Consider the following 13559-nt stretch of genomic DNA (forward strand, 5'->3'; position numbering starts at 1 on the left):
TACTTTCCAGTAAGTCCACTCTGAACGCGCCCGTATTCAGATTCCCCGCTTCTCGCCTGCTTGTCATGCCCTTGGCATCCGCACCCCTGCTCGTACCCGCGCCCCCGCCTACACAAGGACCCCCCATGCCTTCCACCAGAACCAGACACCTCACGTCCCTCGCCGCCGCCCTCGCCCTCACCGTCGCCCTCGGCGGCACGGCGACCGCCGCCACCGCGCGGGTCTCCGCCGCCGATCTGCGCGAGGTGATGTTCGTCGGCAACAACTGGGACGGCACCGCGGACGTCATCAAGTCCACCGGTGACTTCGCGAAGGTCGGCCGGATCAATGTCATCCCCGACAAGGACGCGCGGATGGCCGCGATCAACGCCGACCCGATCAAGTGGGCCTACTTCATGGCCATTCGCAACGGCGTCGGTGAGGGGCACGACCAGTTCGCCGACGACATGTACTCCACGCCCGACGGCAGGTCGGTGGTCGTCTCGCGCCCCAGCTTCGCCGACGTCGTCTCGATCGACCTCGCCACCGGGGCCATCAACTGGCGTTTCCCCGTGTCCGGTTACCGTTCCGACCACATGGCCGTCTCCCCGGACGGCACCCGCGTCGCGGTCTCGGCGTCGACCGCGAACACCGTGCACGTCCTGGACATCGACACAGGCAAGCAGCTCGGGTCCTTCGCCACCGGCGACAAACCGCACGAGAACATCTTCACGCATGACGGCAAGTACATCTGGAACATGGCCATCGGCGACGTCAACACCGCTCTCGACGACCCCTGGCTGGACTGGACGAAGGGCGACCGGCACATCACCGTCGTCGACGCGACCACGTTCAAGCAGGTCAAGGTGATCGACATGCGGCAACGGCTCGACGCGATCGGTCTCACGGACTACTCCGACGCGGTCCGGCCCGCCGTCTTCAGCCCCGACGAGTCCAAGCTGTACTTCCAGGTGTCGTTCTTCAACGGCTTCCTGGAGTACGACGTGGCGACCGACAGGATCACCCGGGTCAAGACCCTGCCGAAGAACCCCGCGACCAGCACCGACCGCACCACCTGGGTCAACGACTCGCGCCATCACGGCATATCGATGAACCCGGCCGGCACGAAGCTGTGCGTCGCCGGGACGATGGACGACTACGCGACCGTCGTGGACCGGGCGACCCTCCAGGAAGGCCCGCTCGTCACCGCCTCCAAGCCGTACTGGGCGACCGTCAGCGGTGACGGCAAGGACTGCATCATCTCCGAGAGCGGCGCCGACCAGGTCACCGCCATCGACTTCGCCACCGGGCAGAAGACGGTGTCGGTACCGGTCGGCGACCACCCCCAGCGCGTTCGCCTCGGCCATGTACAGGCGAACTGGTCAGGTCCGTCGGCTAGTTGACCGCCGTCGCGGCCCATGACGCCAGCTCGGCGCGGGCCGCGCTCAACAGGTCGGCGGACGGCGCCGTCGCCCCGTTCGTGACCAGCGCGTAGTGCACAGTCCCCGAGCCCGGTGCGGTGAGCAGGAGCCGCCGGCTGCCGGTGCCGCCCGGCTCGGGGGCCACGGCGATCGGAGTGGTCGTGGTGTACGAGGGAGGTGAGACCGTCGCGCCCAGGTCGGACACCACGGTCGTCGTCGAGGTCGGGAAGGACGCCGGGAGGTGGAGTTCCGTCGGGGCGCTCGTACCGTCCGAGCGCCAGAGCAGCAGCCCGTACTGGCCCGGACCCACGAGCTGGGAGACATGCGGCAGCGACGACGGAACCTGGTTCCAGGTCAGGGTGGTGTCGCCGTCGCGGGAGCGGTCCTCGTAGGTGAAGGCGACCGCGCTTCCCGCGGTGGCGCTGGGGTAGAGGCGGTCCAGGAGACGGGCGTCCTGGCGCAGCACGGCGGTGCCCGAGCCGTCCAGACGTACGGCGGAGAGGTCCTCGTCGTTCCAGGCGTCGCCGGTGGTCAGGACCTTGTCGGGGTTGTCGTTCATCAGCTCGTGATGGCGGCCGTTGTAGAGGTCCCACTGCCACTGGGTGCCGGAGAGGACCGGGCCGGACGAGGCGGGCTCGGACCACCAGGCCGAGCCGGGCAGGCGGGAGTCGAGGGCCTGGTACATCGCCTTGAGGACCGTCGGGGCCTTGTCCGAGACGGTTCCGCTGAGCGGGTGGCCGAATTCGCTGACGATCGCCGTCGTGCCCGCGGCCGAGGCCCGGTCGCGTACCGTCCCGAAGTCGGTGGCGTACTGGCCGTCCCCCGCCTTGCCCCACATGAGGATCCCCGAGATCGCCTTCTGGTCGTAGAAGTGGGTGTTGAACACATAGCGCGGGCCCAGCGTGCCCGCGTCCAGCAGGCCGCCCGCCTGCCTCTGGGAGTCGATGTTGGCGTTCCAGAAGAGGTTCGGTTCGACGAAGGCGGGTTTGTCCCGCCAGCCGGCCGCGTCCATCCGGGCCCGGAACTTCCCGTAGAAGGGCCACAGGAGGTCCCGCTCCCAGGTGCGGCTGCTCTGTCCGGAGTCGTACGTGCCCGCGTACGGCTCGTTGACGGGGTCGAAGCCGACGACGCCCGCGAATTCGGCGGCGGTCAGGTGTTGTTCGACGTAGGTCATGGTGGCCTGCGCCGTGTCCAGGAAGGCGCCCTGAACACCGTACGCGTCGTGCCAGAAGTCGTACGACGCCTGTTTCACGGCCCCGTTCTGCGTGATGTTCTGGCCCCAGAACAGGCAGATTCCGCAGGACTCCTGGGGGTAATGACCCGCGTCGACAGCCCACTTGGGGGCGCCGTCGCCGCTGTACCAGCTGCCCGTGTTGAAGAGGTGACGGGAATAGAGGTCCTGGTGGAAGTCGGGGTACACGCGGATTCCCGCGTCGAGGAAGGCGCGCAACTGGTCGGTGGCCGCGGCGAGATACGCGGTGTCGACCTGTCCGCGTACGGGTTCGGCGTGCGCCCAGGAGAGCAGGAAGCGCACGGAGTTGCCGCCGCCGAGGGCGCGCAGCGCGGTCGCTGACCTCTTGGCGTCGGCGACCGAGGCGAAGGGCAGTCCGCTGTTCTCCTCCAGCTTGGTTTCGCCGGAGACGTTGTAGCCGCGCAGCACGACCTCGCGGCCGAGGCCATCGGTGAAGTGGCCGTTCGTGACGGTGAGGGTGGCGGCCGCGGGTTCGTCGAACCACAGGGAGCCGGGGAGTCCTCCCGCGGCGGCGGGCTGGGCACCGCCCGCGGCCGTGAGGAAGCCGGTGAGGAGTACGAGGACGCCGAGCAGACGCGCACGTAACTTCGACATGTTCACAACAGTCGCGTGCGCATCGGGAAGCGTCAACACCCCCTGACTCATGAGTAAGTTTCTCGTTTCACCCGCCGATCCGTCGGGTCACATTCAGCAGGTACTCCTTCCGGTCCAGCGGGTTGAGGTCGGTGCGCGGCCGGTCCGGTACCACGCCGCGTACGACCGGCGCGTAGTGGTCGAAGGCGCATTCCAGCGTTCCCTCGCCGCGCGTCAGCCCCGGCAGCTGCTGTTCCAGTTCATGCACCTGGGCGACCGGGACGACGCCCTCCAGCACGCACGCGGCACCGCGCATCTCCGTGGTCCGCGCGACGGCGCGCTGCCTGGCCAGCACGGGCAGCACCGCCGCGAGCGTGTCCGCCGGGACCTCCAGGCGGAAGCGGTGCATCGGCTCGTACACCTGGCTGCCCGCCTCCCGCAGCGCGCTCATCACGACCAGCGGTGTCAGCCCCCGGAAGTCGGCGCCCGTGCTGGACATGCTCTTGTCGAAGCCCTGGTGCGCGTGGCTCTGCCGGGGTGAATAGCCGGAGTGGGTCATCGTGACCGTGCAGTCGGTGACCTGCCAGCCGTGGATGCCCTCCGCCAGGGTGTCCCGCACGGTGTCCTCGACCGCCTTGAAGAAGGCGTACGGCATCGCTCCGAGTTCGACCTCGAGACGGAATTCCACGCCGGAGTCGACCGGCGCCGGATCGATGCGCAGCCCGACGGTCGCGAGAAACGGATTGGGGTCCTTTTTGTTGAACTCGACCGCCGCGCCGGTGCCCATGGGCCGTTCGACGCAAAGAGGAGTCGTCTCGCGGAAGGTGACGTCGATACCGAATTCGTCCGCCAGCGTGGCCTGGATGACCTCTTTCTGCACCTCGCCGTAGAGCGAGACGGAGATCTCCTTGCGTACGTCGTCGTGGCGCAGATTGATCAGCGGGTCCTGTTCGGCGAGTTGGGTGAGCGCGAGATGCAGGGCTCCCTTGTCCGCGGCACGGCAGGGGACGACGACGGTTTCGAGCGTGGGCGGGGAGAAATGGTGTTCGTCCGTCGGCGATTTCCGCGGTACGCCGATGGTGTCGCCGATCCTGATGTCGCCCAGCCCCCAGAGCCTGCCGATCCGCCCGGCGGTCACGGCGCCCTCCCGGACGGCCGCCCCCTGGTCGAAGACGCTGATCGCGGTGACCTTCCCCTCCTCGCCGTCCCGGAAGGTCAGCCGGTCGCGCGTCCGCAGGGTCCCGGTGAACATCCGCGCGTACGCGATCTTCTCCCCGGCGGGTCCGCGCTCGACCTTGAAGACGGTTCCCGAGACCGGCCCGTCGACGTCGCCCTCGGCCGCGGGCAGCAACTCCCTGATTCCGGCGATCAGTTCCGAGACGCCCGCGCCCGTCATGGCGGAGCCGAAGAACACGGGGTGCACGAGTGCCTCCCCGGTCTGCCGTACGAGAGCGGCGCGCAGCCGGTCGCGCGGCACGCGGCCCTCGACGTACGCGGCGAGCAGGTCGTCGTCGTGCTCGGCGAGCAGATCGAGGAGAGGCGACTGGAGGCGGGCGTCGTCGAACGGGGTGAAGCGGGCGTCGCGCGTGCCCGGCTCACCCACCGATCCCATCGGGACGATCGCCGGCGTGAGCCGGGTGGCGATGTTCGCCAGGACCCGCTCGTCCTGCGCCCCGGCACGGTCGATCTTGTTCACGAAGACGAGGGTGGGAATCCGCAGCCGCTGGAGCGTCCGCATCAGTACCCGGGTCTGTGCCTGGACGCCCTCCACGGCCGAGACGACGAGCACGGCTCCGTCGAGCACGCCGAGCACCCGCTCCACCTCGGCGATGAAGTCGGGGTGGCCGGGAGTGTCGAGCAGATTGACGGTGACGTCGTCGATCGCGAAGGAGACGACGGCGGATTTGATGGTGATCCCGCGCTGCCGTTCCAGAGCGAGGGAATCGGTCTGGGTGTTTCCGTCGTCGACGCTGCCGATCTCGTCGATGACCCCGACCGTGTGCAGCAGCCGCTCGGTCAGACTTGTCTTACCGGCGTCTACGTGCGCCAGAATTCCCAGGTTGAGCATATGCACCGGGCGTCATGTCCTTTGAAGTGGGAGTGATTCCTTCCTGGGTGGACATGAGCGGTGTGCGCATTGCTGCTCCTCGATCTTGGTGGACGCGTTCCTCGTAGTGCAGCAGGCGGCGGCGCGCGACGGCAACGGATTAACGCTCAACAAATGCCTGCCGCAGCACTCGCCCCCCTCGGCGCCCCGCCCTAGAGTGACGCACATCACGTAAAATGGCTGATACCCCTCACCTGGCTCTCTGGGAGGGCACATGACCCGCATATCGGTGAAGGTGGACGGCACCGCCTACGAGGACGAGGTCGAACCCCGCCTCCTCCTGGTCCACTACCTGCGAGACCGCCTGGGTCTGACCGGCACCCCGATCGGCTGCGACACATCGAACTGCGGGGCCTGCACGGTCGACCTCGACGGGGAGAGCGTCAAGAGCTGCTCGGTCCTCGCCGTCCAGGCCGACGGGAGGGAAGTGACGACCATCCAGGGGCTCGCCCAGGACGGGGAGTGGCATCCGCTGCAGACCGCCTTCCACGAGCGCCACGCCCTGCAGTGCGGGTACTGCACACCGGGAATGATCATGGCCGCCCGGGATCTGCTCCGCGAGAACCCCGACCCGACCCCGGACGAGGTGCGCGAGGCCCTGGAGGGCAACCTCTGCCGGTGCACCGGCTATCAGAACATCGTGCGCGCGGTCCTGGCCGCCTCCGCCGCCGCCTCCGCCTCCGCCTCCGGACAGGAGGTCACGACATGAGCGACACGACCGACCAGGTCACCGAGCGCGAGGTCGGCCGTTCGCGCCCCCGCAAGGAGGACGCCCGTCTGGTCACCGGCCAGACCAACTGGACGGACAACATCAACGTCAACGGACTGCTGCATCTGGCGATCCTGCGCAGCCCCATGGCGCACGCCCGCATCGACCGGGTGGACGTGGCACCCGCGCGCGAACGGCCCGGCGTGATCGCCGCGTTCAGCGGCCGCGACCTCGCCGAGGGCCTCGGTTCACTGCCCTGCGCCTGGCCCGTCACCGAGGACATCGTCCTCCCCGACCACCCGCCGATCGCGGTCGACGAAGTCCGCTACGCGGGCGATCCGGTGGCCGTCGTGGTGGCCCGCGACCGGTACGCGGCCGCCGACGCGCTGGAGGCGATCGAGGTCGACTACGAGCCGCTGCCCCCGGTGCTCGACCTGGAGGCGGCCCTCACCGAGGGATCCCCGCTGGTCCACGCGGACAAGGGCACCAACCGCTGCTACGTCTGGCCGCTGGCCACCGGCGAGAGCTACGAGACGGTGCGGGAGCGCGCCGATGTCGTCCTCCGGCGGCGCTACCACCAGCAGCGGCTCATCCCCAACGCCATGGAGCCGCGCGCGGTGGTCGTGACTCCCCTGGCCGCCTCCGGCGAATACACCGTCTACTCCTCCACCCAGATCCCGCACATCCTGCGGATCATGCTCTCCGTGGTCACCGGCGTCCCCGAGCACAAGCTGCGGGTGATCGCCCCCGACGTGGGCGGCGGCTTCGGCTCCAAGCTCCAGGTGTACGGCGAGGAGGCCCTCGCCCTCGCGGTCGCGCAACGGCTGGGGCGCCCGGTGAAGTGGACCGAGTCCCGGTCCGAGGGATACCTCGCGACCCATCACGGCCGCGGCATGATCCAGGACATCGAGATCGCCGCCACCCGCGAGGGCGGGCTCCTCGGCCTCAAGGTCGACCTCCTGGCCGACATGGGCGCGTATCTGATGCTCGTCACGCCGGGCATCCCGATCCTGGGCGCCTTCATGTACCCGGCGATCTACAAGATGGACGCGTACGACTTCACCTGCACCGGTGTCTTCACGACCAGGACGCCGACGGACGCCTATCGCGGCGCCGGACGCCCCGAGGCGACGTACGCCATCGAACGGATCATGGACGAGCTGGCCGCGGAACTCGGCCTCGATCCCGTCGAGTTGAGGCGGCGCAACTGGATCCGGCACGAGGAGTTCCCGTACACGGCCATCGCGGGGCTGACGTACGACAGCGGCAACTACGAGGCCGCCACGGACAAGGCGCTCGCACTCTTCGGGTACGACGAACTGCGCGCCGAGCAGCAGCGGCGCAACGAACGCGGCGACGTCGTCCGCCTCGGCATCGGTGTGTCGACGTACACCGAGATGTGCGGGCTCGCGCCGAGCCGGGTGCTCAGGGATCTGCGGTACGCGGCCGGGGGCTGGGAGGCGGCGAGCATCCGGATGCTGCCGACCGGCAAGGTCGAGGTGGTCACCGGCACCAGTCCGCACGGCCAGGGGCATGTGACCTGCTGGAGCCAGATCGCCGCCGACGTGCTCGGGGTGCCCTTCGAGGACGTCGAGGTGGTGCACGGCGACACCCGGTCGGCGCCGCAGGGCATGGACACGTACGGCTCGCGCTCGCTCGTGGTCGGCGGGGCGGCCGTCCATCACGCCGCCCAGAAGGTGGTGGAGAAGGCGCGGAAGGTCGCCGCGCATCTCCTCGAAGCCAACGAGCACGACCTGGAGTTCACGCATGGCGTGTTCTCCGTGAAGGGCTCGCCCGAGGCGCGCAAGTCCATCCAGGAGATCGCCTTCGCCACGTTCTCCTCGCACGACCTGCCCGACGGCATGGAACCCACCATCAACGCCGAGCACCTCGTCGACCCGGAGAACTTCTCCTACCCGCACGGCACCCATCTGTGCGCCGTCGAGGTCGACACCGAGACCGGGCGGACCACCATCCGCTCGTACGTCTGCGTCGACGACGTCGGCCGGGTCATCAACCCGATGATCGTCGAGGGGCAGGTGCACGGCGGGATCGCGCAGGGCATCGCGCAGGCCTTGTACGAGGAGGCGGTGTACGACGACGAGGGCAACCTGGTGTCGGGCACGATGGCCGACTATCTCGTGCCCACGGCCGTCGATCTGCCCGAGTTCGTGACGGACCGGACGGAGACACCCGCCACCTCCAATCCCCTGGGCGCCAAGGGAGTGGGCGAGTCCGGGACGATCGCCTCCACGCCCGCGGTCGTCAACGCGATCGTGGACGCGCTGCGCCCGCTGGGAGTGACCGAGGTGACGATGCCCTGCACGCCGCAGCGTGTCTGGGACGCCCTCGGACAGGCCCGCTCCGCGAAGGAGGCGTCGGCATGATTCCCCCGGCATTCGAGTACGTGCGGCCCGGCAGCGTCGACGAGGCCGTGCGGACGCTCGCGGACGCGGGTGAGGACGCCAAGGTGCTGGCCGGCGGCCAGAGCCTGCTGCCGCTGCTCCGGCTGCGGCTCGCCTTCCCCGAACTCGTGGTCGACGTCGGCCGGATCCCCGAACTGCGCGGGATCCATGAGGACGAGGGCACGCTGGTGATCGGCGCGATGACCTCGCACCACGACGTCATCCGCGACCCTCGGATCCGCCGGCACGCCGGGCTGCTGGCCGCGGCCACCGCCACGGTCGCCGATCCCGCCGTACGCCATCGCGGCACCCTCGGAGGTGCGCTCGCGCACGCCGATCCGGCCGGTGACCTGCCCGCCGTGATCCTCGCGCTGGACGCGACGCTGATCGCGGTCGGGCCGCGCGGGCGCCGGGCCATCCCGGCCGGCGAGTTCTTCCTGGACTATCTGCAGACCGCGCTGGCGCCGGACGAACTGCTGGTGGAGGTGCGGATCCCGGCCGCCGACGGCTGGGGCTTCCGGTACGAGAAGTTCCAGCGGATCGCGCAGGCCTGGGCGGTGGTCGGCGTGGCGGCGCTGGTGCGGCGCGACAACGGGCACATCGCCGAGGCACACGTCGGACTGACCAACATGGGCGCGGTCCCGCTGCGCGCCGGGGCGACCGAGGAGGCGCTCGTGGGCGCCGAGGCGGTGGACGCGGTGCGGCGGGCCGCCGAGTCGGCCGCCGAGGGTACGCACCCGTCGTCGGATCCGTCGGCCTCGCCCGCCTACCGCGCGCACCTCGCCCGGGTGCTCACGCGGCGGGCGGTCCTGACCGCCGCCGGGATGGGGTGAGGAGCCCATCACCGGCACGGCCGCGGACGGCTTCAGCGGTCCGGACGAGCTGCGGGCCCGCCTGGAGAAGACGGGGTACCTCGTCGACGACGGACTGGCCGTGGCCTGCTTCCTGGCGCTGCGGCTGCACCGGCCGATCTTCTGCGAGGGCGACGCGGGCGTGGGCAAGACCGCGCTCGCGTCCGCCCTCGCCGAGGCGACCGGCGCCCCGCTGATCCGGCTGCAGTGCTACGAGGGAATCGACGCCTCCCAGGCCCTGTACGACTGGGACTTCCCGCGCCAGCTGCTGCATCTGCGGGCCGCCGAGGCGGCGGGCGTCACGGACGCCGACCGGCTCGAGGACGAACTGTACGACCGGCGGTTCCTCATCACCCGCCCCCTCCTGCAAGCGCTGGAGACCCAGCCGTCCGTCCTGCTCGTCGACGAAGTGGACCGCGCGGACGACGAGTTCGAGGCGTACCTGCTGGAGCTGCTGTCGGAGTACGCGGTCACCATCCCCGAACTGGGCACCTTGCGGGCCGAGTCGCCGCCCGTCGTGGTCCTCACCTCCAACCGCACCCGCGAAGTGCACGACGCCCTGAAGCGGCGCTGTCTCTACCACTGGTTCGACCATCCCGGCTTCGCCCGCGAACTCGCCATCGTGCGAAGGAGGTTGCCGCAGGTGACCGCCCGGCTCGCCGAGCAGGTGACCGCCCTCGTCCAGGCCCTGCGCGCCGAGGACCTGCTCAAACCGCCCGGGGTCGCGGAGACCATCGACTGGGCGGAGGCCCTGCACGCGCTCGGCGCGACCGAGGTGGATGCCGAGCTTGCGGTCGCCACCCTGGGGGCGGCACTGAAATACCGGGAGGACGCGGAGCGGGCCCGGGGGCTCGATCTCTCGGCGATCCTCGCGGCTCGGGAGGTGTGAAAGGTGCCGGGCCTCGATGCGTCCGCCGTGCTCGTCGGTCTCACCCGTGCCCTGCGCGCCGCGGGTGTCGACGCAGGGCCCGATCGGGTGCAGGCTTTCCTCGGCGCGCTGGACCTCCTCGATCCGGGCAGCCGCTCCGACGTCTACTGGGCCGGCCGGCTCACCCTGTGCGGGAGCCAGGACGATCTGGAACGGTACGAGCGCGTCTTCGCCGCCTACTTCGGCGCGAGGGGGGCCCTGGCTCCGGCGCGGGCGGACCCGCCGCCCCGGCCGCGCGTGGTCGTACGGGACGCCGGTCCCGTCCCCCACGCGGCGGCCCGGGCCACGGAGGACGGCGTCCCCGTCCCGGTGCTGGCGGCCTCCACGGACGTACTGCGCCACCGCGACTTCGCCTCGCTCACGCCGTCCGAGCGGGAACAACTGCGGCGGCTGCTGGCCGCGTTCCGGCTGCGCGGCGAGGTACGGCGCTCCGCGCGGCGCCGGCCGGCGCGACGAGGCAGCGTGGATCCGCGGCGTACCGTACGGGAGTTGCTGCGGCGGGGCGGCGAGCCGGCCCGGCTGCGGCTGCGCACCCGGGCCGAGCGCCCGCGCCGGATCGTGCTGCTCGTGGACGTGAGCGGCTCGATGACCCCGTACGCGGACGCGCTGCTGCGGTTCGCGCACGCGGCCTCGCACGGCACACCCACCGAGGTGTTCACGATCGGCACCCGGCTGACCCGGGTGACCCGCGAGCTCACGCACCGCGACCCCGACACGGCGATGGCGGCCCTCGCGGCGGCGGTTCCGGACTGGCGCGGCGGCACCCGGCTCGGGGAGCTGCTGCGGGGCTTCCTGGACCGCTGGGGCCGGCGGGGCATGGCGCGCGGCGCGGTCGTGGTGCTGCTCTCGGACGGCTGGGAGTGTGGCGATCCGGCGCTGCTCGCCGCCCAGATGCGACGCTTGCACCGGCTCGCGCACCGGGTGATCTGGGCCAATCCGCTCAAGGCCCGACCCGGTTACGCTCCCCTGGCCGCCGGAATGGCGGCGGCGCTGCCGAGCGTGGACGCGTTCGTCGAAGGGCACAGCCTGGCCGCGCTGGAGCGTCTGGCGGCGGTGGTGAGAGGAGCGGAGCCTTGAGAAGTACGGGAGCCTTCGGGAGCACCGCGTCCTCGGGGAGCGGCGGAGCCTTCAGGGGCCAGGGCCCCTTTAGGAGCGGCAGGCGCCTCACGAGCGGTGGACCCTTGAGGAGCGAGCAGCGGATCCTTGGGGAAGACGCGCCCGTCGGTGAAGGGAGCGAGCGATGCGTGACATCCTCCCGGCGCTGAACGCCTGGTACACGGCGGGGACCCCGTTCGGGCTGGCCACGGTGGTCGCGGTCAGCCGCAGCGCGCCCCGCGACCCGGGCGCGGCCATGGCCGTGGGCCCCGGCGGCGAGGCTGTGGGCAGTGTCTCCGGTGGCTGCGTCGAGGGCGCGGTCTTCGAGCTGGCCCAAGAGGTGGTGGAGTCCGGCACGGCACGGCTGGAGACCTTCGGGTACAGCGACGAGGACGCGTTCGCCGTCGGGCTCACCTGCGGCGGCGAGATCACCCTGCTGGTGCGCCGGGTGTCCCCCGCCGACGACCCGGTCTTCGGGGCGGTGGCCGAGTCGGTGGCCGCGGGCCGACCGGTGACCGTGGCGACCGTGATCGGCGGACCGGCGCCGCTCGGGGCCACGCTCGCCGTGTGGCCGGACGAGGAGTCGGGGCCCTTGGGTGGGGTGTCGGGCAGCCTCGGGTCGACGGGGCTGGATGTCGCCGTCACCGCCGATGCGCGCGGCGAACTGGCGCAGGGCGCCACGATCCGGCGGCACTACGGTCCGCACGGCGAGCGCCGCGAGGACGCCGTCGGCGTCTTCCTCAACTCCTTCGCGCCCCCGCCCCGCATGCTGGTCTTCGGCGCGATCGACTACGCGGCCGCGGTGGCCCGCATCGGTGCCTTCCTCGGCTACCGGGTCACGGTGTGCGACGCCCGCCCCGTCTTCGCCACACCGAAACGGTTCCCGGAGGGCGTGGAGGTCGTCGTCGACTGGCCGCACCGCTATCTGAACGGTACGGCCACGGACACGCGGACGGTGATCTGCGTCCTGACCCACGACCCGAAGTTCGACGTGCCCCTGCTGGAGGAGGCACTGCGCCGCCCGGCCGCGTACATCGGGGCGATGGGCAGCCGCCGTACGCACGACGACCGGATGAAACGGCTGGTCGACGCCGGTGTGACGGACCACGAACTGTCCCGGCTGCGCTCCCCCGTCGGGCTCGACCTCGGGGCGCGTACGCCCGAGGAGGTGGCCGTGTCCGTCGCCGCCGAGATCGTCGCCCTGCGGTGGGGCGGCAGCGGGGCGCCGCTGACGGCGACGGGCGGGGCGATTCATCCGAGGCATCCGGACGCGCCAGGAGGAGAAGATGGATCTGCACCATGAGTTCACGGTCCCCGTCCCGGTCCAGGACGCCTGGCGGGTGCTCCTCGACATCGAGCGGGTCGCCCCGTGCATGCCGGGCGCGACGGTGGAGGACTACGACGGCAAGACCATCACCGGCTCGGTCAAGGTGAAGGTGGGCCCGATCACGCTGACGTACCGGGGCACCGCCGTCTTCGAGGAGCAGGACGAAGCGGCGCACCGGATGGTGCTGGTCGCGAGCGGCAGGGAAGCGCGGGGGCAGGGGACGGCGCGCGCCACGGTCACCGGCACGCTCAGCGAACGCGACGGCGGCACGGCGGTGTCGGTGCGGACCGACCTGACCGTGACGGGGCGTCCGGCGCAGTTCGGGCGCGGGGTCATGGCTGAGGTCGGAGACAAGCTGGTCGGACGGTTCGCGGACTGTCTGTCCGAGCGCCTCAAGGAATCCGACCGGCCCACCGAGCCCTCCGGCCGACCCGAAGAATCCGACCGGCCCACCGAGCCTTCCGGCCGACCCGAAGAATCCGCCCGGCCCACCGAGCCCTCCGGCCGACCCGAAGAATCCGACCGGCCCACCGAGCCCTCCGGCAGGCCCGAGGAATCCGGGGGGCGCGAGGAATCATCCGGGCCGCTTGAACCTCGAGAGTCCGCCCCGCTCGCGGGATCTTCCGGACGGGCCGAGGAGTCCGGCCGACGCGCGGAGTCTTCCGGCCGGCCCGCGGACTCGGGCCGGCCCGCAGCGTCCGAGCTGCTCAACAAGCCGACGCTTCCGCTGCGTTCGGCGGCGGAGCCGATCGACCTGGTGAGGACGGCGGCGGGTCCGGTCGCCAAACGGCTGGCGGCGGCGCTCGCCGCGGCCGCCGCGGCGACGCTGGTGTTCTCGCGCCTGCGGCGCGTCCTGCGCGTACGACACCGTCGGCACCACTGAGCCGCCCAGCCGCCAGCCGGTCAGCTGCT

The 13559-nt window shown here is 71.1% G+C and carries 10 protein-coding genes; 8 read left to right on the forward strand and 2 right to left on the reverse strand.

Translation table 11 applies throughout. The features are described from left to right. Positions 1 to 125 precede the first annotated feature (125 nt). A complete protein-coding gene (locus ACFVXA_RS22195; RefSeq protein WP_383747091.1) occupies positions 126 to 1382 on the forward strand; it encodes a YncE family protein in 1257 nt (418 codons plus the stop codon). Here the strand turns inward: ACFVXA_RS22195 and ACFVXA_RS22200 are convergent. Beyond that, the gene (locus ACFVXA_RS22200) at positions 1375 to 3246 is read right to left on the reverse strand and encodes an endoglycosylceramidase (protein ID WP_383905452.1); all 1872 of its coding nucleotides are present in this window, start codon (positions 3244 to 3246) and stop codon (positions 1375 to 1377) included. The genes ACFVXA_RS22195 and ACFVXA_RS22200 overlap by 8 nt on opposite strands. A 67-nt stretch (positions 3247 to 3313) precedes the next feature. Further along, the gene (locus ACFVXA_RS22205; RefSeq protein WP_390026157.1) at positions 3314 to 5299 is read right to left on the reverse strand and encodes a GTP-binding protein; all 1986 of its coding nucleotides are present in this window, start codon (positions 5297 to 5299) and stop codon (positions 3314 to 3316) included. A 247-nt stretch (positions 5300 to 5546) separates the two neighbouring features. On the opposite strand from ACFVXA_RS22205, the gene ACFVXA_RS22210 reads away from it, so the two are divergent. The 7 genes from ACFVXA_RS22210 (at position 5547) to ACFVXA_RS22240 (ending at position 13530) form a co-directional block, all read left to right on the forward strand. Continuing rightward, the gene (locus ACFVXA_RS22210) at positions 5547 to 6041 is read left to right on the forward strand and encodes a (2Fe-2S)-binding protein (protein WP_390026160.1); all 495 of its coding nucleotides are present in this window, start codon (positions 5547 to 5549) and stop codon (positions 6039 to 6041) included. Then, positions 6038 to 8428, forward strand: coding sequence for a xanthine dehydrogenase family protein molybdopterin-binding subunit (locus tag ACFVXA_RS22215; RefSeq protein WP_389748763.1), 2391 nt, complete (start codon positions 6038 to 6040; stop codon positions 8426 to 8428). The genes ACFVXA_RS22210 and ACFVXA_RS22215 overlap by 4 nt, the downstream gene beginning before the upstream one ends. Next, on the forward strand, positions 8425 to 9279 hold the full coding sequence (locus tag ACFVXA_RS22220; protein WP_390026162.1) for an FAD binding domain-containing protein: 855 nt from the start codon (positions 8425 to 8427) through the stop codon (positions 9277 to 9279). The genes ACFVXA_RS22215 and ACFVXA_RS22220 overlap by 4 nt, the downstream gene beginning before the upstream one ends. 49 nt (positions 9280 to 9328) lie before the next feature. After that, complete coding sequence (locus ACFVXA_RS22225; RefSeq protein WP_383747117.1) at positions 9329 to 10186, forward strand: AAA family ATPase; 858 nt, start codon at positions 9329 to 9331, stop codon at positions 10184 to 10186. 3 nt (positions 10187 to 10189) lie between these two features. Continuing rightward, the gene (locus tag ACFVXA_RS22230) at positions 10190 to 11302 is read left to right on the forward strand and encodes a VWA domain-containing protein (RefSeq protein WP_389938983.1); all 1113 of its coding nucleotides are present in this window, start codon (positions 10190 to 10192) and stop codon (positions 11300 to 11302) included. Positions 11303 to 11465: 163 nt separating this feature from the next. Then, positions 11466 to 12623: an XdhC family protein gene (locus ACFVXA_RS22235; protein WP_383905466.1), complete on the forward strand. Its 1158-nt coding sequence runs from the start codon at positions 11466 to 11468 to the stop codon at positions 12621 to 12623. After that, the gene (locus ACFVXA_RS22240; RefSeq protein ID WP_390026164.1) at positions 12607 to 13530 is read left to right on the forward strand and encodes an SRPBCC domain-containing protein; all 924 of its coding nucleotides are present in this window, start codon (positions 12607 to 12609) and stop codon (positions 13528 to 13530) included. Before ACFVXA_RS22235 ends, ACFVXA_RS22240 begins: the two co-directional genes overlap by 17 nt. Positions 13531 to 13559: the final 29 nt, after the last annotated feature.

This window comes from Streptomyces sp. NPDC058246, assembly GCF_042881985.1.
In the GTDB taxonomy this organism is placed as follows: Bacteria; Actinomycetota; Actinomycetes; order Streptomycetales; family Streptomycetaceae; genus Streptomyces.